Below are 20239 nucleotides of genomic sequence, written 5' to 3' on the forward strand. Positions count from 1 at the left end.
CCCGCATCTTGCCGTTCTTTCCCCAAGCGGCGCCGTCGCGCGAATGCCGCATTGCACAAGGGTGGGGAAGGAAATGGCCGCCATCGAAACCTTCTACGACGTCATTCGCCGTCAGGGCGTCACGCGCCGCAGCTTCACCAAATTCTGCTCGCTCACCGCGGCGAGCCTCGGCCTCGGCCAGAGCGCCGCCGTGCAAATGGCGCAGGCGCTGGAGACCAAGCCGCGCATTCCGGTGATCTGGATGCATGGGCTCGAATGCACCTGCTGCTCGGAGAGCTTCATCCGCTCGGCGCATCCGCTCGCCAAAGACGTCGTGCTGTCGATGATCTCGCTCGACTATGACGACACGATCATGGCGGCGGCCGGACATCAGGCCGAGGCGATACTGGAAGAGACCAAGGAAAAGTACAAGGGCAAGTATATTTTGGCCGTCGAGGGCAATCCGCCGCTGAACGAAGGCGGCATGTTCTGCATCGACGGCGGCAAGCCCTTCGTCGAGAAGCTGAAATGGATGGCCGAGGACGCCATGGCGATCATCGCCTGGGGCGCCTGCGCCTCCTGGGGCTGCGTGCAGGCGGCCAAGCCCAATCCGACGCAGGCGACGCCGATCGACAAGGTCATCAAGGACAAGCCGATCATCAAAGTGCCGGGCTGCCCGCCCATCGCCGAGGTGATGACCGGCGTCGTCACCTTCGTCACCACTTTCGGCAGGCTGCCGGAGCTCGACCGTCAGGGCCGGCCGAAAATGTTCTATTCGCAGCGCATCCACGACAAATGCTACCGCCGCCCGCATTTCGACGCCGGCCAATTCGTCGAGGAATGGGACGATGAGGCGGCGCGCAAGGGCCATTGCCTCTACAAAATGGGCTGCAAGGGTCCGACCACCTATAACGCCTGCTCCACCGTGCGCTGGAACGGCGGCGTCTCCTTCCCCATCCAGTCCGGCCATGGCTGCATCGGCTGCTCGGAAGAGGATTTCTGGGACAAGGGCTCCTTCTACGACCGGCTGACCAAGATCAACCAGTTCGGCATAGAGCATAACGCCGATGAGGTGGGCCTCGCGGCCGCGGCCGTCGTGGGCGGCGCTGTCGCCGTCCATGCGGGCGTCACCGCGGTGAAGCGCATCACGACCAAGCACGAAGGGTGATTTGAGCAGGCGCCCCCCGCGCCCTCATGCTGAGGAGCCCGCGCAGCGGGCGTCTCGAAGCACTCCAGAGGGAGCGCGTGACGCTTCCCTCGTCCTTCGAGACGCGGCCTTCGGCCGCTCCTTACGGATGAGGGAAGCTTCTGCCGATCGACCGGGACAAACAAAATACGCCGAGGAAACGCGATCATGGGCATTCAGACGCCGAACGGCTTCAATCTCGACAATTCCGGCAAGCGCATCGTCGTCGATCCGGTCACGCGCATCGAGGGACACCTCCGCGTCGAGGTCAATGTCGACAAGAACAATGTGATCCGCAACGCGGTCTCGACCGGCACAATGTGGCGCGGCATCGAGGTCATCTTGAAGGGCCGCGATCCGCGCGACGCCTGGGCCTTCACGCAGCGCATCTGCGGCGTCTGCACCGGCACGCATGCGCTCACCTCGGTGCGCGCGGTGGAGAACGCGCTCGGCATCACCATCCCCGAGAACGCCAACTCCATCCGCAATATGATGCAGCTGGCGCTGCAGGTGCACGATCATCTCGTGCATTTCTATCATCTTCATGCGCTCGATTGGGTCGATGTGGTCTCGGCGCTCTCCGCCGATCCCAAGGCGACCTCGGCGCTGGCGCAGTCCATCTCCGATTGGCCGCTGTCCTCGCCCGGCTATTTCAAGGATCTGCAGATCCGCCTGAAAAAATTCGTCGAGTCGGGACAGCTCGGGCCGTTCAAGAACGGCTATTGGGGCCATGCGGCCTATAAGCTTCCGCCGGAAGCGAACCTCATGGCCGTCGCCCATTATCTCGAGGCGCTCGATTTCCAGAAGGAGATCGTGAAGGTCCAGACGATCTTCGGCGGCAAGAATCCGCATCCCAACTGGCTGGTCGGCGGCGTGCCCTGCGCGATCAATGTCGACGGAACCGGCGCAGTCGGCGCGATCAATATGGAGCGCCTCAACGACGTCACCTCGATCATTCAGCAGTCGATCGATTTCGTCGAGAAAGTCTATGTGCCGGATGTGCTCGCCATCGGCTCCTTCTACAAGGACTGGCTCTATGGCGGCGGCCTCTCGGGCAAGAACGTCATGGCCTATGGCGATATTCCCGAGCACGCCAATGACTTTTCTCCCGGCAATCTCGGCCTGCCGCGCGGCGTGATCCTCAACGGCAATCTGAAAGAGATTTTCCCCGTCGATCACACCGACCCCGAGCAGATCCAGGAGTTCGTCACCCACTCCTGGTACAAATATCCAGACGAGACCAAGGGGCTGCATCCCTGGGACGGCGTCACCGAGCCCAATTACAAGCTCGGCCCCAACGCCAAGGGCACGCCGACCAATATTCAGGAGCTGGACGAAGCCGGCAAATATTCCTGGATCAAGGCGCCGCGCTGGCGCGGCAACGCCGTCGAGGTGGGGCCGCTGGCGCGCTATATCGTCGGCTACGCCCAGGGCAAGGCGGAATTCAAGGAGCCGACCGACGAGTTTTTAAAGAAGCTCGGCGTGCCGGTGACGGCGCTGTTCTCGACGCTCGGCCGCACGGCGGCGCGCGCGCTGGAGGCGCAATGGGCCGTGCGCAAGATGGAGCACTTCCAGAACAAGCTGATCGCCAATATCAAGGCTGGCGATTCCTCCACCGCCAATATCGACAAATGGAACCCGCAGGCCTGGCCGAAGGAGGCCAAGGGCTTCGGCTTCACCGAGGCGCCGCGCGGCGCGCTCGCCCATTGGATCAAGGTGAAAGACGGCAAGATCGAGAATTACCAGTGCGTCGTGCCGACGACCTGGAACGGCAGCCCGCGCGATCCCAAGGGCAATATCGGCGCCTTCGAGGCCTCGCTGATGGACACGCCGCTGGCCGATCCGCAGAAGCCGCTCGAGATTCTGCGCACGATCCATTCCTTCGACCCCTGCCTCGCCTGCTCGACTCACGTGATGAGCGAGGACGGTCAGGAGATGACGCAAGTCAAGGTTCGCTGAGGAGGCGAGGTCATGACCGAGGCGACGCAAATCCATGGCGTGCTCGACGCTCACGGCGAAAAAGCCGCCGAGCTGCAGAGCGTCTATGTCTATGAGGCGCCGGTGCGGCTCTGGCACTGGATCAATGCGGCGGCGATCGTCGTGCTGGCGACGACGGGCTATTTCATCGCCTCGCCATTGCCTTCGACGCCCGGCGAAGCGAGCTCGCAGTTCCTGATGGGCTATATTCGCTTCGCGCATTTCTCGGCGGGCTATGTGCTCGCCGTGGCGCTGCTGCTGCGCATCTATTGGGCTTTCGTCGGCAATGAGCACGCCAAGCAGATTTTCTATCTGCCGGTGTGGGACCGCAAATGGCTGTCGGGCGTGCTCTACGAGGCCGGCTGGTACGCCTTTCTGGTGAAGCAGCCGAAGAAATACATCGGCCATAACCCGCTCGGCCATCTGGTGATGCATCTCTTCATGCTCAACTTGGCCTTTCTGGTGGTGACGGGTTTCGCGCTCTACTCCGAGGGCGCCGGCCGCGACAGCTGGCAGTACAAGCTGTTCGGCTGGGTGTTCGCGATCTGGCCGAACAGCCAGGACGTCCATACTTGGCATCATCTCGCCATGTGGGGCGTCATTCTCTTCGTGATCATCCACATCTACACCGCCGTGCGCGAGGATATCGTCTCCCGCCAGAGCCTCATCTCCTCGATGATCTCCGGCGAGCGCGTGTTCCGCGACGAGGCGGACAAGTGAGCCGCCGCGCAGCGACGGGGCGAGCGACAACCGAGGAGACGCCATGCGCACTCTCATTCTCGGCATAGGCAATATTCTCTGGGCGGACGAAGGCTTCGGCGTCCGCGCCGTCGAAGAGTTCCACGCTCGCTATGAGACCGGCCCGCAGGTGACGGTGCTCGACGGCGGCACACAGGGGCTCTATTTGGTGCAATTCGTCGAGGCTTGCGACCAGCTGCTCGTCTTCGACGCCATAGATTACGGCCTCGAGCCCGCGACCTTGCGCGTTGTGCGCGACGCAGAAGTGCCGCGCTTCATGGGCGCGAAGAAGATGAGCCTGCATCAGACCGGCTTCCAGGAGGTGCTCTCCGCGGCTGATCTGCTCGGCCGCTATCCCTCGCGCCTCGCGCTGATCGGCTGCCAGCCGCAGGACCTCGAGGATTGGGGCGGCCCGCTGACGCCTCCGGTCGTCGCCGCGATCGAGCCGGCGCTCGACGCAGCGGTCGCGACTCTGACAGAATGGGGCGTCGAGTTCCGCCCGCGCGCGGAGAGCGCGCAGAGCTTCCAGCGCCTGCTGGGGCATGACCTAGACCACAGTGCCTATGAGAGGCGCCTCGGCGCCGCCGATGAGGAGACGAGACCATGAAGGCGATCCGTTTTGCGGCTGCGGCCGCCGCTTTTCTGCTTCCGGCGACGGCCATGGCGCATCCGGGCGCGCATCCCAACGATCTCGCCTATGACATCGCCCATATTTTCACCGAGCCGGATCATCTGCTCGCCATGGCGATGGCGCTCGGTTGGGGCGCTATGGTCGTCGCCGTAGGCATCTGGTTCAAGCCCTGGCGCGCGTCGTCCTGGCGCTGAGGGAATCGCGAGCATGTGCGTCGGCTTTCCCATGACCGTCGTCGAAGGCGACGCTTTCGAAGCGCTATGCGAGCGGCGCGGCGAACGGCAGAGCGTCTCCATGGCGCTGGTCGGCGCGCAACCCGCCGGGACCAAGGTGCTGGTCCATGTCGGCACGGCCGTCCGCGTGCTGGACCCGCTCGAGGCCGCGCAGATCGACGACGCTCTGGATGCGGTGGAAAAGGCCCTCGCCGGCGAGAATGTCGATCACCTTTTCGCCGATCTGGTCGATCGCGAGCCGCAGCTGCCGGAATTCCTGCGGAAGTGACGGCGCTGGAAGTCCTCTATCCAGAATGATAAGCTATCTTCCAGATATAGCTCGTCGAATCTTTGGCTCCAGCTGGAAAGCTTCTTTCGACTCAGTCGCCTAGCTCGTCGCCTTCGCGGGCCGCCCATGGCATGGCGATTGCGGCCTCCTCGGCAAAAATAAAATGGGAGGACCGCATGTCCGGGTCGTTGCAGCTGGCGCTGAGCGAAAAATCCGGCGTCGCTCTGCTGGACGAGACCAATATCGACGCTTTTCTGGCCGCGCCGCCCGCCGCGAGCGCGCATACGCTGCTCTTCTTCGGCGGCGATCCGGACCAGCGCAGCGAGACCCATGACGTGGCGATCATCTTTCCACAGCTGGTCAAAGCCTTCGCCGGAAGGCTGCGCGCCGCCATCATCGCGCCCACAGCCGAGAAGGCGCTGGAAGGACGCTTCAGCGTCTGCGTCTATCCGAGCCTCGTCGTGACCTATGGAAGCGAGACTCTCGGCGTGCTGCCGAAAGTCTATGACTGGTCCGAATATCTCTCGCGGATCGAGGCGCTGCTGCAATTGCAGGCCGCGCCGGCGAAAGAGCCGCGCGTGCGCATCACCTTCACGGAAGGGGAGACGAGCTCATGAAAGCCGGATTCTGGGTTTCGCCCGACGGCGCCGACGAAGCGATGACGGTCATGCCGATCGGCTATGACGCCGAGGCGGAGACCAAGCGCAGCGTCATCGCTTTTCTCGCGACCGCGACCGGCGAGCAGGCCGTCGCCGAATGCCCCCGCGCGGCGGCTCTGCTGCCGCAGCTCGCCGATGCGCTCGCCGCGCAACGCGCCGATGCGCCGAGCAAGCTCTTCGACATAACCGATTATGAGGCGAAAGAGCGCGAGCTCATCGGCCAGGTGCTCGGCGAGGGCGAGGTGAGCGGCGTCGCCGCCCTCCCCGACGGCGTCACCGCGCAAATTCTCGAGGCCTCCATGGCGGGCCTGTGGCGCGTGCGCTTCACCGACGCCGAGGGACGGCTCACCGCCGATTATCTCGAGATCGCCGCCATTCCCCATGTCGTCGAGCGCGCAGCGGAAATCACCGCCGAGAGCATCGCCATAGGCGCGGAGCCGGAAGGCGCGATGAATGTGATGCCCATGCTGGCCGAGATCGACGCCCGTATGCGCGCGCATAAAGCCGGCGATCCGGCGCATGTCATCAATTTCTCGCTGCTGCCCGTGTCGGAGATCGACATGGAGCATTTGCAGCTCACGCTCGGCAATGGACCCGTGCAGCTCATATCGCGCGGCTATGGCTCCGCCAAGATCACCGCGACCGGCGCCCGCAATGTGTGGTCGGTGCAATTCTTCAACGCCATGGGTACGATCATCCTCGACACGTTGGAGATCGGCGACACGCCCGCCGCGGCCTGCGCCGCCGACGAGGATTTCCACGATTCGGCGGAACGTCTGCGCGAGATTCACGAGGCCTATTTCACATGAGCGACGAAACGCTTCGCGATATCGCCCCGGACGCGCGCATGGAATGCGGCGTGTGCTGGCATGTCTATGATCCGGCCGAGGGCGATCCCGTCTGGCAGATTCCGCCGGGCGTCGCCTTCGCCAATCTTCCCGCCGACTGGCGCTGCCCCGAATGCGACGCCCCGCAAGAGAAATTCTTGAGGTGCGAGAATTGAGCGACGCCGCGGCGAGAGGCGAGAAGCTCGCGGATTTCTACCGCCGCGTCCATGAGACGTCGATGCGGGACTCCGGCCTCTGCAACGAGGCGCTCGCCGTCGAGCCGGTGGGCTTTCGCGACTTCGGCCCTTACGCCCTGGGCGTGCTGGTCACGCCCTGGTTCGCCAATCTCATCGTCACCGCGCCGCGCGAGGGGGCGGAGGCGCCCTTCCCCGATCCGACGCAGCTGCAATTGCGCTTTCCGGCCGGCGACGTCGATTTCAATGTCAGCGAGATCGATGGCTTCGGCCGCATCGCCGCCTGCTCGCTGTTCTCGCCCATGGATGATTTCGCCGATCACGACGCCGCGCGGACCGCCGCCCGCGCGGCGCTCGACGCTCTGCTCGATCCGACGCTGAACGAAGCGCCGAAGCGCGAGCCGGAGCCGACCGCCGCGCTCGATCGACGCGCATTGTTCGGCGGCCGCCGACGCGGCGACGAAGAGGCCTCGCCATGAGCGTCGGGGCCGATCTCGGAGGGCTCGGCCCCGGCGCGATCTCCATCGTCGCCGAGCTCGCCGATGATCGCATTTGCTCGGTGCGCCTGCGCTCGAGCCGGCCCGCGCATCTCACGCGTCTGTTTCACGGCCGCCCCGCCGCGGAAGTCGCGCCGCTCGCCGGACGGCTGTTCTCCCTCTGCGGCCTCTCCCACGCTTTCGCGGCCTCGCGCGCCATCGCCGCGGCGCGCGGAGACATTCGCAAGCCCACGTCGCAAAACCTCGTCGCGCTCGATTGCGAGCGCCTCTCCGAGACATTGCGCGCGCTGACGACACTGGCGGAGGACGCCGTTCCGCCGACCGCCCTGCGCGCCGTGCTGACGCTGACGCGCGAGCTCGCAGCTGGCGACGCGCGCGACCGCAGCGCCACCGCCGCCCGCCTGCGCGCCGAGACGGCGAAGCTCGGCCTGCCGGACGCTTCCAGAGCGGCGACGAGCGGCGATACGCCTTTCGGCAAATTGTCGCGCGCACTAGCGCGCAGCCCCGCCATAGCCGCGAGCGCGCCCGATACGCTGCGCGCAGAGGACGACGCCCTCGTGCTGGAGGGAATAAGAGCGCAGGGCGAAAGCTTCAGCGCCGCGCCCAGCATCGCCGGCCGCGCCCCGGAGACCGGCGCATTCGCGCGTCATTGGCGCGAGACCGATCTGTCGCGCGGCGCGATCTGCGCACGCTTTTCCGCGCGCATGATCGATCTCGATCGGCTCGTGGCGCGCCTTTCCGATGGCGCGGAAGACGCCTCCCGCAGCGAGGCTCCCGCCACGCGCGAAGCCTATTGCGCAGTCGAAACTTCGCGCGGAGAGCTGTATCATTGGGTTCGGCTTACACCAGACGATAGGATCGAGAATTATGCGATCGTCGCGCCGACAGAATGGAATTTCCATCCCGCCGGACCTTTCGTCGCCGCCCTGCTCGGCGCGCGCATTCCGCGCGCCGCGGCGGCGCAGACCATCACGCGGCTCGCGGGCCTCTTCGATCCCTGCGTCGGCTTTCGCGTCGAGATTCGCGAGGCCGCCTATGCATGAGATGGCGCTGACCGAGAGCATCGTCGCGCTGATCGAGGAAGAGAGCCGCAAGCAGGGCTTTTCCCGCGTGCGCGTGGTGCGGCTCGAGATCGGCGCGCTCAGCCATGTGGAGCCGGAGGCGATCCGCTTCTGCTTCGAGGCGGTGGCGCATGGCGGAATCGTTCAAGGCGCGCGGCTCGACATCGTGCGCATTCCCGGCGAAGGCTGGTGCCTCGATTGCGCCAAGACAGTCGCCGTCGAAGAGAGATTTGGCCCTTGCCCGGACTGCGGCGGATATCATGTCCAAGTCACCGGCGGCGAGGATATGCGGGTGCAGGAACTGGAGGTCGACTAATGTGCACAGTCTGCGGCTGCGGAACGTCCAGCATCGAAGGAAAGCCAGAACATAGCCACGACCATCCGCATGATCATGCGCATGATCACGCTCATGGCCACGCTCACGATCATCATCATGATCACGATCACCACCATGATCATGACCACGACCATCATCATCATGATCACCCGCATCCGCACGATCATGACCATCATCATGCGCATGATCACGATCACGCGCGTGACGACCACGGCCATCGTCACGATTACGGCTCCGGCCCTGCGGGCGTTCACGTTCCCGGCCTCAGCCAGGAACGCATCGTCCGCATAGAGCGTGACATACTCTCCAAGAACAACGACCACGCCCGCGAGAACCGGTTGCGCTTCGAGCAGTCCGGCGTCTTTGCGCTCAACTTCGTCTCCAGCCCCGGCTCGGGCAAGACGCAGCTTCTCGTGCGCACGATCACCGATCTGAAAGATCGCTTTCCTATTTCCGTCATCGAAGGCGATCAGCAGACCTCCAATGACGCGGAGCGCATTCGCGCGACCAGCGTTCCGGCGTTGCAGATCAACACCGGCAAGGGCTGCCATCTCGACGCGCATATGGTCTCGCGCGCGCTGGCCGAGCTCGCTGTCGCGCCCTCCTCGCTGCTCTTCATCGAGAATGTCGGCAATCTCGTCTGCCCCGCCGCCTTCGATCTCGGCGAGGCGCACAAGGTCGTCGTGCTCTCGGTGACGGAGGGCGAGGACAAGCCGCTCAAATATCCCGAAATGTTCGCGGCCTCCGATCTGATGCTGCTGAACAAATCCGATATTCTGCCGCATGTGGAGTTCGACGTCGGGCGTTGTCTCGCCAATGCGCTGAAGGTCAATCCCGATTTGCAGACATTGGTCGTCTCCGCGCGCACCGGCGAGGGCATGGCGGCCTTTTACGCCTGGATCGAGGCGCGCGCGGCGCGGGCCGCCGCGAGAAGCGCGCGCGCCGCCGCCGCGGCGAAGTAAGGAGAAAAGGCTTATGCCGTCGAGCGAGGCGACGAGGCTGAGGCTGCGCGTGACCGGCGCTGTGCAGGGCGTCGGCTTCCGGCCCTTCGTGCATTCGCTCGCCGACCGCTACGCTCTCGCCGGCTTCGTGCGCAATGATTCGCAAGGCGTGCTGATGGAGGTGGAAGGCGCGCGCGTCGATGATTTCGTCGCGGCGCTGAAACGCGAGCCGCCGCCGCTCGCGCGCATCGACACTCTGGAATGCGAGACGATCACGCCGCTGCGCGACGCCAAATTCTCGATCGAGCCGAGCCGCAACGGAAAGACGCAGACACGCATCACGCCCGACGCCGTCGCCTGCGACGACTGCCTGAATGATCTCTTCGATCCGCAGAGCCGCTTCTATCTCTATCCTTTCGTCAATTGCACCCATTGCGGCCCGCGCTACACGCTGACGCGGCGCCTGCCCTATGATCGCGCGCAGACATCCATGGCGCCTTTCGCTATGTGCGAGGATTGCGCGCGCGATTACGCCGATCCGACCAACAGACGTTTTCACGCGCAGCCGATCGCCTGCCCGAAATGCGGTCCGCGACTCGATCATTCGATCGAGCAGATCGTCGCGACTCTCCAAAACGGCGGCATTGTCGCGCTGAAAGGAATCGGCGGCTTTCACCTCCTCTGCGACGCGCGCAATGAAGCCGCCGTGGCAGAGCTGCGCCGCCGCAAGGGCCGCGACGCCAAGCCCTTTGCCATTATGGTCGCCGACGCTGCGGCGGCGACGCGCGCCGGCCTCTTCGACGCGCAATCGCTACGCCTGCTGCAATCGCGCGCTCGGCCCATCGTCATCGTCGAGAAGCGCGAGGAATTCGCCCCCTCCGTCGCGCCCGGCCTCTCGCGCATCGGCCTCCTTCTGCCCTATGCGCCGCTACATCATCTGCTGTTTCACGCCGCCGCGGATCTGGCGCTCGTCGCCACAAGCGCCAATCCGAGCGGCGAGCCGCTGATCGTCGATGACGACGAGGCGCGCGAGAAGCTCGCCTCCATCGCCGATCTCATCGTCGGCCATGATCGCGCCATCGTCGCGCGCGCGGACGATAGCGTGATGTCCATCATCTCCGGCGCGCCCGCCTTCTTGCGTCGCGCGCGCGGTTTCATTCCCGAGCCCATCGCGCTCGCGAATGACGGCCCCGACACTCTGGCGCTCGGCGCGCATCTCAAAACCACCATCACCGTCACGCGCGGACGCGAGGCGTTCGTCTCGACGCATATCGGCTCGCTCGACGATCGCGCGACGATCGATTTCTATCGCGAGACGATCGTGCGAATGCTCGATATTCTCGATGTGAAGCCCGAGCGCGTCGCCTGCGATCTCCACCCCGATCTCGCCTCGACGCGCTACGCCGAAAAGACCGGCCTGCCCGTCATTCGCGTGCAGCATCACGCCGCGCATATCGCGGCCATCGCCGCCGAGCATAATATCGAAGGCCCCATTCTCGGCGCCGCGCTCGACGGCTATGGCTATGGCGACAACGGCGGCGCCTGGGGTGGCGAGCTTATGCTGGTCGATGAAGGCCATTGGCGCCGGCTCGGCCATATCGCGCCTCTGCCGCTGCCCGGCGGCGACCGCGCCGCGCGCGAGCCTTGGCGCATGGGCGTCGCCGCGCTCGCCGCGCAGGACCGCTGCGGCGATGTGTTCGATCGCTTCCCCGGCATGGAGCTGGCCGGCAAGGTGGCCATGCTGGCGAGCGCGCCAAATGTCGCGCGAACGACGAGCCTCGGCCGCATGTTCGACGCCGCCGCAGCGCTGCTCGGCGTGAGGCTCGTGCAGCAATATGAAGGGCAGGCGGCTATGGAGCTGGAGGCGCTGTGCAAAAGCCCGCGCGCGCTCGACAATGGCTACCGAATCGAGAGCCACATTCTCGATCTGACCAAGCTCTTCGCCGCGCTGCTGAAGCCAGGCCTCTCCGCAGCGCAGGGCGCCGAGCTGCTTCATGGAACGCTGATCGAAGCGCTCGCGCAATGGCTCCGCGCGGCGGCGCAAGCGCGCGGCCATACGCGCGTCGCGCTCGGCGGCGGCTGCATGATGAACAAAATTCTCGCCGAGGGTCTCGTCTCGCGCCTTCGCGATTTTGGAATAGAAGCGCTGCTCGCGCGCGCTGCGCCGACGAATGACGGCGGACTCTCGCTCGGCCAAGCCCATATTGCGCGAATGAGAAAGGTCTAACGCAAATGTGCCTCGCCATTCCCGCTCGCGTGGAGGAGCTGCTGCCCGACGATATGGCGCGCGTCAGCATCGATGGCGTCGGCAAGCTCGTGTCCGTCGCGCTCGTCGATGGTCTCGCGGTCGGCGATTATGTCGTGCTGCATGTCGGCTATGCGCTCGCCAAGATCGACGAGGAAGAGGCGATGGCGACGCTCGCTCTGCTGCGCGAGGCCGCGGCGCTGGGAGACGCGCAATGAAGCATGTCGACGAATATCGCGACGGCGATCTCGCCCGCGCCATAGCGCAGCGCATCGCCGCAGAAGCGCAGAGCGATCGGCAATATCGCTTCATGGAGTTTTGCGGCGGCCATACACATGCGATCTCGCGCTATGGCATTGAGGATCTGCTGCCCGAGAATATTCGCCTCATTCACGGCCCCGGCTGCCCGGTCTGCGTGCTGCCGATGGGCCGCATAGACGACGCCATTCGCCTCGCCACGCGCGAGGAGGTGACGCTCTGCACCTATGCCGATCTGATGCGCGTGCCCGCCTCCGGCAGCTCCAGCCTGATGAAAGCCAAGGCGAACGGCGCCGATATTCGCATGGTCTATTCGACGCTCGACGCCATCGCCATCGCCGAGAAGGAGCCGCAGCGCGAGGTCGTCTTCTTCGCCATAGGCTTCGAGACGACCACGCCGCCGACCGCGCTCGCCATTCGCCTCGCGCAGAAGAAAGGCCTCGCGAATTTTTCCATCTTCTGCAATCATGTGCTGACGCCGGCGGCGATGCAGGCCATTCTCGACACCGATAATGGCGTCGAGATCGAAGGCTTCGTCGGCCCCGCACACGTCTCCACCGTCATCGGCTCCGCGCCCTATCGGCGTTTTTCGAGCGATTATCGCAAGCCCGTCGTCATCGCCGGCTTCGAGCCGCTCGATGTGCTGCAGGCCATTTTGATGCTGCTGCGGCAGATCAACGAGGGCCGCTGCGAGATCGAGAATCAATATCGCCGCGCCGTGACGGAGAGCGGCAACGCCAAAGCCATCGACGAAGTCGCGGAGATTTTCGAGCTGCGCGAGGCCTTCGAATGGCGCGGGCTCGGCGAAATTCCGCGCAGCGCGCTGAAGCTGCGCGAAGCCTACGCCGACTATGACGCAGAGCGCCGCTTCGCCATGGAAACCAAGCCGGCGCGCGACAATCCGGCCTGCGAATGCGGCGCAATTCTGCGCGGGCAGAAGCGCCCGCAGGATTGCAAGCTGTTCGGCGTGGCCTGCACGCCGGAGACGCCAATGGGCTCCTGCATGGTCTCCTCGGAAGGCTCTTGCGCGGCCTATTGGGCTTATGGAAGATTCCGGCAATATCAGAACGAAACGCGGAAAGCGTCATGAACAAGCACGAGCCGGCAGGCCGCAAGCTCGATCTCCGCAATGGCCGCGTGGAGCTGTCGCATGGCTCCGGCGGACGCGCCATGGCGCGGCTGATCGGCGAGATTTTTCACGCCGCCTTCGACAATGAATGGCTCGCCGCTGGCAATGATCAAGCGGCCTTCGACATTCCCGCCGGACGCATGGCGATGACGACGGACGGCTATGTCGTCTCGCCTTTGTTCTTTCCGGGCGGCGATATCGGCAAGCTCGCCGTGCACGGCACGATCAACGACATCGCCATGGCCGGCGCGCGGCCGCTGCATATGTCGGCGAGCTTCATCATAGAGGAAGGCTTTCCACTCGCCGAGCTGAAGCTGATTGCGCAGAGCATGGGCGAAGCCTCGCGCGCGGCCGGCGTCGCCATCGTCACCGGCGACACCAAAGTGGTGGAGCGCGGCAAGGCGGATGGCGTCTTTATCTCGACGAGCTGCGTCGGGATCATTCCGGCCGGGCTCGCACTATCCGGCGACAAGGCGCGGGCGGGCGATGCGGTGCTGCTCTCCGGCTCCATCGGCGATCATGGCGTCGCGGTCATGTCGAAGCGCGAGAATCTCTCCTTCGATACGGAAGTGCTGTCCGACACGGCGGCGCTGCACGAGCTCGTCGCCGCTATGGTGGAGACGGCGGGCGACGCCATTCGCCTGATGCGCGATCCGACGCGCGGCGGCGTGGCGGCGACGCTCAATGAAATCGCGCATCAATCGCGCGTCGGCGTGCGAATAAACGAGAAAGCCATTCCCATTGCGCCGCAAGTGGCCGCCGCCTGCGAGCTGCTGGGACTCGATCCTCTGCATGTGGCCAATGAGGGCAAGCTGCTCGCCGTGGTCGCGCGCGAGGCCGCCGATGCGCTGCTCGCCACGATGCGCGCGCATCCGCTCGGCGCAGAGGCCGCGCGCATAGGGGAGATCGTCGCCGATGAGCATTGCTTCGTGCAGATGACGACCGCTTTCGGCGGCGGCCGCATCATCGACTGGCTCTCCGGCGAGCAATTGCCGCGCATCTGCTGAGCGAGAGGCGAAATGAACAAGCGCGAGGACAGCCGCGAGATGGAGAGCGAGGCGACGCCGATCTCCCACGGCGCCACTGTGCTCATCGTCGACGATGAGAAGCGCTCGCTGGAATCGCTGCGCCGCGTGCTCGGCGGCGAGTTTCAGATCGTCTGCGCCAGCAGCGCCGCCGAGGCGGAGGCCGTGCTCGCCGGCGATCTGGTGCAGGTGATCCTCTGCGACCAGCGCATGCCGGGCGAGAGCGGCGTCGAATTTTTGACGCGCGTGCGCGAGCATTGGCCAGAGCCGGTGCGCATGATCATCTCCGGCTATACGGATGCGGAAGATATTATCGCCGGCGTCAATGAGGCCGGCATTTTCCAATATGTCACCAAGCCCTGGGATCCCGACAAGCTCATCCGATCGGTGCGCGAGGCGGCGCAGCTCTATGCGGCGCAGAAGGATGGCGGCGCAGCGCCGCCGCTCGAGGCCAAGCCCTCGCATGAGCGATTGCAGCGGCTCGCCAGCGACAGGCGCCGCGCGGAGCGGCGCATGTTCGAATTCGGCCGCATCGTCCATGCGCCCGAAAGTCCGATGCGCCAGACGCTCGCGCTGGCGCGGCGCGCGGCGGAATATGACATCTCCGTGCTCATCACCGGCGCCTCGGGCACCGGCAAGGAGCTGCTGGCCCGCGCCATTCATCACGGCTCGGCTCGCGGCGAGAAGAGTTTCGTCGTCGAGAATTGCGGCGCGCTGCCGGATGAATTGCTCGAGAGCGAATTGTTCGGCTGTAAGAAAGGCGCGTTCACCGGCGCCAATCAGGATCGCGTCGGCCTGTTCGAGGTCGCCGATGGCGGCTCGATCTTTCTCGACGAAATCGGCGAGACCTCGCCGTCCTTCCAAGTGAAGCTGCTGCGCGTGCTGCAGGAAGGCGAAATTCGGCCGCTCGGCGCGCAGCGTCCGCGCCGCGTCGACGTTCGCGTCATCGCCGCCACCAATCGCAATATCGTCGCCGATGTGGAGGCGGGACGCTTTCGCCGCGATCTCTATTATCGCCTCGCCGCTTTTCCGATTCACCTGCCGCCGCTCAGCGAGCGGCGCTGCGATATCGCCATCATCGCCGCGCGCATACTCGTCGCCGTGAACCAGACCTTCAATCGGCGCGTGCCGGGCTTCGAGCCGGAAACGCTGCGGCTGTTGGAGCGCTATGGCTGGCCCGGCAATGTGCGCGAGCTGCACAATGAGATTCAGCGCATGGTGGCGCTGAGCGACGGCGACGCCAATCTGCCGCCAGGCCTGCTGTCGCCTTGCATAACCGATCATCGTGCGACGACCACATGCGACGACCAGCAGCGCTTCACGCTGAAGGAGCGCGTCGAGATGCTGGAATGCGCGTTGATCAAGGAATCTCTGGAGCGCAACGGACGCAACATCAGCCATGTGGCCGACGAGCTCGGACTGTCGCGCGTCGGCCTGCGCAGCAAGATCGCCCGCTATGACATCTCCCGCGTCGTCGATGACGAAAGCTGACGTCAAATCCTACGCCAAGCACGGCGATCTCATCGCGCTCGTCGCCGGCAAGGAGGAGATTGCGCTGTCGGAGGGCGGCGAGTCCGTCTGGCTCGAGGTCATCAAGAAGATGGACGAGGTCTATGCGGACCTCATCGGCTATGAGGCCGATCTCGAGCGCAAGAATGGCGAGCTGGAAGCAGCGCGCAATTTCATTCAGAGCGTCATCGCCTCCGTCTCGGACGTGCTGATCGTCTGTGACGAGCGCGGCGCTATTCTGCAAGTCAATCCCGCTTTCGAGGCGCTCGCTGGGCGCGGCGAGGCGGAGCTGAAAGGCGCCTCTGTGGCGACGCTGTTCATCGTGGAGGACGAGGCGCGCGCCGCCGCCATCGTCGCCGGACAGGCGCGCGAACCGACCAGCGTCGAATCGCGTTTCCGCACGAGCAACGGCCCGTCCGATCTGATGGCGATCAATTGCTCGCCTTTGTTCGATTCGGATGGGCGCAGAGCCGGCGCGGTCTTCACTGGCCGGCCGATCGGCGAATTGCGCCGCGCCTATGAGGCGCTGCATCGCGCCCATGTCGATCTGCAACAGGCGCAATCGCGCCTCGTCGAGCAAGAGAAAATGGCGAGCCTCGGCCGTCTCGTCGCCGGCGTCGCGCATGAGCTCAATAATCCGATCAGCTTCGTCTATGGCAATATTCATACGCTCGACCGCTATCGCAAGGCGATCGCCGCCTATCTCGAGGCGATTCATGCCGGCGCGAGCGCGAAGGAGCGCGAGACGCTGCGACGCGCGAGCGGCATAGACGCCATTCTCTCCGATCTCCAGCCCTTGATCGACGGCACGCTGGAAGGCGCCGTGCGCATCAGCGAGATCGTCAAGAATTTGCGGCGCCTCTCCTTCAGCACCAAGGCGCCGCGCGAGGCGGTGTCATTGTCGAAAGTGGTGGAGACCGCCGCGCAATGGGCCTCGCGCAGCAAGAAGGCCAAAGCGCGCATCGTCGCCGATCTCGAGCCGGAGCTCTACGCCTCGGGACAGAGCGGCCAGATTCATTCGGTGCTGGTCAATCTCATCGACAATGCGCTCGACGCCGTGCGCGAGGCGGAGCAGCCGATCGTCTCCATCACCACGCGCCGCGAAGGCGATTGCGCGATCGTGGTCGTGGACGACAATGGCAAGGGCGTGCCGGAGGCGCTGCGCGGCCGGATCTTCGAGCCGTTCTTCACCACCAAGGCCGTCGGCGAAGGCACCGGGCTCGGATTGTGGATCAGCTATTCGATCGCCCATGAGCATGGCGGCTCGATCGAATACGAAGCGTCGCCCGAAGGCGGCGCGCGTTTTACGCTTCGATTGCCGCGCGCCGAGGACGGCGAGACGCGAACCTGAAGACCCGCGGCCCGGGGGTGGGGCGGTGGACCGCGAGTCTTCGGCTCCGCATATGCCGTCGCCTCAAGAGGCGACGACGCGAATCTTATTCTCGCCATGCGCGTCATGCGCATCATCGAAATCGACGGCGCTCGCTTCGCGCGTCTTCGAGTGATCTGCGGCGAGCACGAGATAGACCGCCGGCAGCACGAAGAGCGTGAACAATGTGCCGATCGACAGGCCCGAGGCGATGACGAGGCCCATATTGTAGCGCGAGGCCGCGCCGGCGCCGCTCGCCATGATGAGCGGCAGCACGCCGAGCACCATGGCCGCCGTCGTCATCAGGATCGGCCGCAGGCGGATCGAGGTCGCTTCTATGATCGCCTCATATTTCGACTTGCCGAGATGCTGCTGCTCATTGGCGAATTCGACGATGAGAATGCCGTGCTTGCTGATGAGGCCCATCAGCGTGACGAGGCCCACCTGCGTGTAGATGTTGATGCTCGCGCCGCCGAAGCCCAGCATGATGAAGACGAGCGCGCCGGCGATCGACATGGGCACGGAGACGAGAATGATGAGCGGATCGCGGAAGCTCTCGAATTGCGCCGCGAGCGCCAGGAAGATGATGATCAGCGCGAAGCCGAAGGTCACGGCGAAGCCGCTCGACTCCTGCACGAACTGCCGCGAGGCGCCGGCGTAGTCGATCGTGTAGGCGGGCGGCAGCGTTTGCGCGGCGACTTCCTTCAACGTCTCCAACGCCTCGCCGGCGATGACGCCGGGCGCGGCGACGCCGGAGATGGTGAAGGAGTTGATCTGCTGGAAGTGGTTGAGCGATTCCGGCACGACCATGGTCTGGAACTTCGCCACCGTCGACAGCGGCACGGAGGAGCCGTCCGCGGTCTTGATGTAATAGCTCAATATCTGATCCGGATTGAGCCGGAACTGCTGCGCCATCTGCGGGATGACCTTGTACGAGCGTCCGTCCAGCCCGAAATATTGCGTGTAGCCGCCGCTCAGCCCCGTGGTGAGCGCGCCGCCGACGTCGACCATTTTGAGCCCCAGCTGCGCCGTCTTCTCGCGATCGATGACGAGCGACATCTGCGGCTGGTCGATCTTCAGATCGGTGTCGAGGAACATGAACTTGCCCGTCGCCAGCGCCTTGGAGAGGAAGTCGCGCGAGATGTCGTTCATCTTGTCGAATGTGTCGGTGCTCTGCACCACGAATTGAATCGGCAGACCATTCGAGCCCGGCAGCGGCTGCGGCTGGAAGGTGACGAGGCGCTGTCCCGGCACCGACTGCGCCAGCTCCTGCTGCAGCGTCTGCTGCATCTGCTCGGCGCCGATCTTGCGCTTGTCGGCCGGCGTGAGAACGAGGCCGCCGAAGATGAGGCCGGGCGTGACGATCTGGAACGAGCTCGTCATTTCGGGATGCTTGGCGAAGGTCTTGTAGACCTGATCGCCATAGAAGAGCTTCTGCTTCAGAGTGGCGTTGGGCGCGGAGGTCGATTGCGCGAAGACGACGCCTTGGTCTTCGTTGGGCGCGAGCTCGTTCTTCGAGTTCGAATAGAGCCAATAGATGCTCACGAGCACGAGGCCGCCGAAGGCGAGCGTCACCGGCACGAAATGGAGCGAGCGCTCGAGCAGGCGCTGATAGCGCTCCTTGAGCCAGTCCATTTTCGCGTCGATATAAGCGACGATCTTCGTCTCCAGCGTCTCCTCGCCTTGTTGTGGCGCCTTCAGCACCAGCGCGCAGCTGACCGGAGAAAGAGTGAGCGCGATGATCGCCGAGACCGTCACCGAACCGGCGAGCGTGAAGGCGAATTCGACGAAGAGCGCGCCTGTGAGGCCGCCCTGAAAGCCGATCGGCACATAGACGGCGATCAGCACGATGGTCATGGCGATGATCGGCCCGGCGAGCTCGCGCGCCGCCTGCAAGGCCGCGTCGAAAGGCTTCATGCCGTCGGCGAGATGGCGATTGACATTCTCGACGACGATGATCGCGTCGTCGACGACGAGACCGATCGCCAGAACCAGCGCCAGCAGTGTGAGCAGATTGATCGAGAAGCCGAGCGCCAGCAGAATGGTGAATGTGCCGATGAGCGACAGAGGAATGGCGACGATCGGTATGACCACCGAGCGCCAGGAGCCGAGAAACAGAAACACGACGCCGGTGACGATGAGGATGGCCTCGATCAGCGTGTGAATCACCTCGTCGATCGAGCTGTTCACGAAGTCGGTCGTGTCATAGACGATATCGCTGTTCAAACCCTGCGGCAGCGATTTCAGAATATCCGGATAGGCCTCTTTGACGCCTTTGACGACATCGAGGAGATTGGCGTTGGGCGCGACGAGAATGCCGATATAGACCGCCTGCTTGCCGTTGAAGGCCACGGCGGATTCGTAATCTTCCGAGCCGAGCGTGACATTGGCGACGTCGCGCAGCTTCACATTGGCGCCGTTCACCTGCTTGACGACGAGATTGCGGAACTCCTCGAGCGAATGCATCGAGGTCGCGGCGGTGAGCGTCACCTGCACCATCTCGCCCTTGGTCGAGCCGAGGCCGGCGATATAGTCATTGCCCTGCAACGACGCGCTGAGCTCGCTGGCGGTGAGGCCATAGGCGGCGAGCTTGACCGGATCGAGCCACGCCCGCAGCGCGAAAGTCTTGCCGCCGATGAGCTCGGCCGTCTGCACGCCCGGCACCGATTGCAGGCGCGGCTGCACGACGCGGATCAGATAATCGGTGACCTGGCTCGACGTCAGAATATCGCTATTGAAGCCGATATACATGGCGTCGGTGGTCTGGCCGATCTTCACCGTGATGACCGGACGCTGCACGGCCGACGGCAGCTGATTGAGAACCGAATCGATCTTGGTGCTGATCTCGGTCAGCGCCTTGCCGGAATCATAGTTGAGCCGCAGATTGGCGGTGATCGTGCTCGTTCCGACCTGGCTCGTCGAGGTGAGATAGTCGATGCCGTTGGCCTGCGCGATGGCGTTCTCGAGCGGCGTGGTGACGAAGCCGGCGACAGTCGCGGGATCGGCGCCGAAATAAGAGGTCGTCACCGTGACGACGGCGTTTTGCGTGCGCGGATATTGCAGCGTCGGCAGGGTGAAGAGCGAGCGCAGGCCCAGCACCAGGATCAGCAGGCTCACCACCGAGGCGAGCACCGGGCGACGCACGAAAATGTCGGTGAAACGCATATTCGTTGTCT

General features: G+C 64.6%; 20 protein-coding genes. 19 read left to right on the forward strand and 1 reads right to left on the reverse strand.

The genetic code is table 11. From position 1 onward, the window contains the following. Nucleotides 1-73: 73 nt before the first annotated feature. The 19 genes from KP010_RS07080 (at nt 74) to KP010_RS07170 (ending at nt 17045) form a co-directional block, all read left to right on the forward strand. Nucleotides 74-1147 carry a hydrogenase small subunit gene (locus KP010_RS07080; protein ID WP_142863848.1) on the forward strand — a complete coding sequence of 358 codons (1074 nt, stop codon included), beginning with the start codon at nt 74-76 and terminating at the stop codon, nt 1145-1147. 186 nt (nt 1148-1333) lie between these two features. Next, nucleotides 1334-3124, forward strand: a complete 1791-nt coding sequence (locus tag KP010_RS07085) for a nickel-dependent hydrogenase large subunit (protein WP_142863847.1) — start codon at nt 1334-1336, stop codon at nt 3122-3124. Between the two features lie 12 nt (nt 3125-3136). After that, on the forward strand, nt 3137-3862 hold the full coding sequence (cybH, locus tag KP010_RS07090; protein WP_142863846.1) for a Ni/Fe-hydrogenase, b-type cytochrome subunit: 726 nt from the start codon (nt 3137-3139) through the stop codon (nt 3860-3862). A 43-nt stretch (nt 3863-3905) separates the two neighbouring features. Further along, the gene (locus tag KP010_RS07095; RefSeq protein WP_142863845.1) at nt 3906-4487 is read left to right on the forward strand and encodes a HyaD/HybD family hydrogenase maturation endopeptidase; all 582 of its coding nucleotides are present in this window, start codon (nt 3906-3908) and stop codon (nt 4485-4487) included. Next, nucleotides 4484-4705: a hypothetical protein gene (locus KP010_RS07100; protein ID WP_216280702.1), complete on the forward strand. Its 222-nt coding sequence runs from the start codon at nt 4484-4486 to the stop codon at nt 4703-4705. Before KP010_RS07095 ends, KP010_RS07100 begins: the two co-directional genes overlap by 4 nt. 13 nt (nt 4706-4718) lie before the next feature. Further along, complete coding sequence (locus tag KP010_RS07105) at nt 4719-5012, forward strand: HypC/HybG/HupF family hydrogenase formation chaperone (protein ID WP_142863843.1); 294 nt, start codon at nt 4719-4721, stop codon at nt 5010-5012. Between the two features lie 176 nt (nt 5013-5188). Next, nucleotides 5189-5629 carry a hydrogenase accessory protein gene (locus KP010_RS07110; RefSeq protein WP_244594651.1) on the forward strand — a complete coding sequence of 147 codons (441 nt, stop codon included), beginning with the start codon at nt 5189-5191 and terminating at the stop codon, nt 5627-5629. Continuing rightward, a complete protein-coding gene (locus KP010_RS07115) occupies nt 5626-6480 on the forward strand; it encodes a hydrogenase expression/formation protein (RefSeq protein ID WP_108917026.1) in 855 nt (284 codons plus the stop codon). Before KP010_RS07110 ends, KP010_RS07115 begins: the two co-directional genes overlap by 4 nt. Beyond that, complete coding sequence (locus KP010_RS07120) at nt 6477-6674, forward strand: rubredoxin (protein WP_142863842.1); 198 nt, start codon at nt 6477-6479, stop codon at nt 6672-6674. The genes KP010_RS07115 and KP010_RS07120 overlap by 4 nt, the downstream gene beginning before the upstream one ends. Further along, nucleotides 6662-7171: a [NiFe]-hydrogenase assembly chaperone HybE gene (gene hybE / locus KP010_RS07125; RefSeq protein WP_371824199.1), complete on the forward strand. Its 510-nt coding sequence runs from the start codon at nt 6662-6664 to the stop codon at nt 7169-7171. The genes KP010_RS07120 and hybE overlap by 13 nt, the downstream gene beginning before the upstream one ends. Next, a complete protein-coding gene (locus tag KP010_RS07130) occupies nt 7168-8232 on the forward strand; it encodes a nickel-dependent hydrogenase large subunit (RefSeq protein WP_142864385.1) in 1065 nt (354 codons plus the stop codon). Before hybE ends, KP010_RS07130 begins: the two co-directional genes overlap by 4 nt. Beyond that, a complete protein-coding gene (gene hypA / locus KP010_RS07135) occupies nt 8225-8566 on the forward strand; it encodes a hydrogenase maturation nickel metallochaperone HypA (protein ID WP_142864384.1) in 342 nt (113 codons plus the stop codon). The genes KP010_RS07130 and hypA overlap by 8 nt, the downstream gene beginning before the upstream one ends. After that, the gene (gene hypB, locus KP010_RS07140) at nt 8566-9549 is read left to right on the forward strand and encodes a hydrogenase nickel incorporation protein HypB (RefSeq protein WP_142864383.1); all 984 of its coding nucleotides are present in this window, start codon (nt 8566-8568) and stop codon (nt 9547-9549) included. The genes hypA and hypB overlap by 1 nt, the downstream gene beginning before the upstream one ends. A gap of 13 nt (nt 9550-9562) precedes the next feature. Beyond that, nucleotides 9563-11755 (forward strand): carbamoyltransferase HypF, encoded by a 2193-nt coding sequence (gene hypF / locus KP010_RS07145; RefSeq protein ID WP_142864382.1) that lies wholly within the window; start codon nt 9563-9565, stop codon nt 11753-11755. Between the two features lie 5 nt (nt 11756-11760). Beyond that, nucleotides 11761-11991, forward strand: a complete 231-nt coding sequence (locus tag KP010_RS07150) for a HypC/HybG/HupF family hydrogenase formation chaperone (protein ID WP_142864381.1) — start codon at nt 11761-11763, stop codon at nt 11989-11991. Beyond that, nucleotides 11988-13121, forward strand: coding sequence for a hydrogenase formation protein HypD (hypD, locus tag KP010_RS07155; RefSeq protein WP_142864380.1), 1134 nt, complete (start codon nt 11988-11990; stop codon nt 13119-13121). The genes KP010_RS07150 and hypD overlap by 4 nt, the downstream gene beginning before the upstream one ends. Further along, the gene (gene hypE / locus KP010_RS07160; RefSeq protein ID WP_142864379.1) at nt 13118-14167 is read left to right on the forward strand and encodes a hydrogenase expression/formation protein HypE; all 1050 of its coding nucleotides are present in this window, start codon (nt 13118-13120) and stop codon (nt 14165-14167) included. The genes hypD and hypE overlap by 4 nt, the downstream gene beginning before the upstream one ends. Before the next feature lie 12 nt (nt 14168-14179). Beyond that, nucleotides 14180-15676, forward strand: coding sequence for a sigma-54 dependent transcriptional regulator (locus KP010_RS07165; RefSeq protein ID WP_216280704.1), 1497 nt, complete (start codon nt 14180-14182; stop codon nt 15674-15676). Next, complete coding sequence (locus tag KP010_RS07170) at nt 15663-17045, forward strand: ATP-binding protein (protein WP_142864378.1); 1383 nt, start codon at nt 15663-15665, stop codon at nt 17043-17045. The genes KP010_RS07165 and KP010_RS07170 overlap by 14 nt, the downstream gene beginning before the upstream one ends. A gap of 63 nt (nt 17046-17108) precedes the next feature. On the opposite strand, the gene KP010_RS07175 is transcribed toward KP010_RS07170, so the two are convergent. Next, nucleotides 17109-20228 (reverse strand): efflux RND transporter permease subunit, encoded by a 3120-nt coding sequence (locus KP010_RS07175; RefSeq protein ID WP_142864377.1) that lies wholly within the window; start codon nt 20226-20228, stop codon nt 17109-17111. Nucleotides 20229-20239 lie beyond the last annotated feature (11 nt).

It is taken from the genome of Methylosinus sp. KRF6, assembly GCF_018887255.1.
GTDB lineage: Bacteria > Pseudomonadota > Alphaproteobacteria > Rhizobiales > Beijerinckiaceae > Methylosinus > Methylosinus sporium.

Bases quoted from the DNA above. Each gene is read 5' to 3' on its own strand.
- hypE (WP_142864379.1), top strand. From the start codon at position 13,118: ATGAACAAGCACGAGCCGGCAGGCCGCAAGCTCGATCTCCGCAATGGC.
- KP010_RS07150 (WP_142864381.1), top strand. From the start codon at position 11,761: ATGTGCCTCGCCATTCCCGCTCGCGTGGAGGAGCTGCTGCCCGACGAT.
- hypB (WP_142864383.1), top strand. From the start codon at position 8,566: ATGTGCACAGTCTGCGGCTGCGGAACGTCCAGCATCGAAGGAAAGCCA.
- hypD (WP_142864380.1), top strand. From the start codon at position 11,988: ATGAAGCATGTCGACGAATATCGCGACGGCGATCTCGCCCGCGCCATA.
- cybH (WP_142863846.1), top strand. From the start codon at position 3,137: ATGACCGAGGCGACGCAAATCCATGGCGTGCTCGACGCTCACGGCGAA.
- KP010_RS07110 (WP_244594651.1), top strand. From the start codon at position 5,189: ATGTCCGGGTCGTTGCAGCTGGCGCTGAGCGAAAAATCCGGCGTCGCT.
- KP010_RS07105 (WP_142863843.1), top strand. From the start codon at position 4,719: ATGTGCGTCGGCTTTCCCATGACCGTCGTCGAAGGCGACGCTTTCGAA.
- KP010_RS07165 (WP_216280704.1), top strand. From the start codon at position 14,180: ATGAACAAGCGCGAGGACAGCCGCGAGATGGAGAGCGAGGCGACGCCG.
- KP010_RS07095 (WP_142863845.1), top strand. From the start codon at position 3,906: ATGCGCACTCTCATTCTCGGCATAGGCAATATTCTCTGGGCGGACGAA.
- KP010_RS07170 (WP_142864378.1), top strand. From the start codon at position 15,663: ATGACGAAAGCTGACGTCAAATCCTACGCCAAGCACGGCGATCTCATC.
- KP010_RS07130 (WP_142864385.1), top strand. From the start codon at position 7,168: ATGAGCGTCGGGGCCGATCTCGGAGGGCTCGGCCCCGGCGCGATCTCC.
- KP010_RS07080 (WP_142863848.1), top strand. From the start codon at position 74: ATGGCCGCCATCGAAACCTTCTACGACGTCATTCGCCGTCAGGGCGTC.
- hypA (WP_142864384.1), top strand. From the start codon at position 8,225: ATGCATGAGATGGCGCTGACCGAGAGCATCGTCGCGCTGATCGAGGAA.
- KP010_RS07120 (WP_142863842.1), top strand. From the start codon at position 6,477: ATGAGCGACGAAACGCTTCGCGATATCGCCCCGGACGCGCGCATGGAA.
- hypF (WP_142864382.1), top strand. From the start codon at position 9,563: ATGCCGTCGAGCGAGGCGACGAGGCTGAGGCTGCGCGTGACCGGCGCT.
- KP010_RS07115 (WP_108917026.1), top strand. From the start codon at position 5,626: ATGAAAGCCGGATTCTGGGTTTCGCCCGACGGCGCCGACGAAGCGATG.
- KP010_RS07100 (WP_216280702.1), top strand. From the start codon at position 4,484: ATGAAGGCGATCCGTTTTGCGGCTGCGGCCGCCGCTTTTCTGCTTCCG.
- KP010_RS07085 (WP_142863847.1), top strand. From the start codon at position 1,334: ATGGGCATTCAGACGCCGAACGGCTTCAATCTCGACAATTCCGGCAAG.
- KP010_RS07175 (WP_142864377.1), bottom strand. From the start codon at position 20,228: ATGCGTTTCACCGACATTTTCGTGCGTCGCCCGGTGCTCGCCTCGGTG.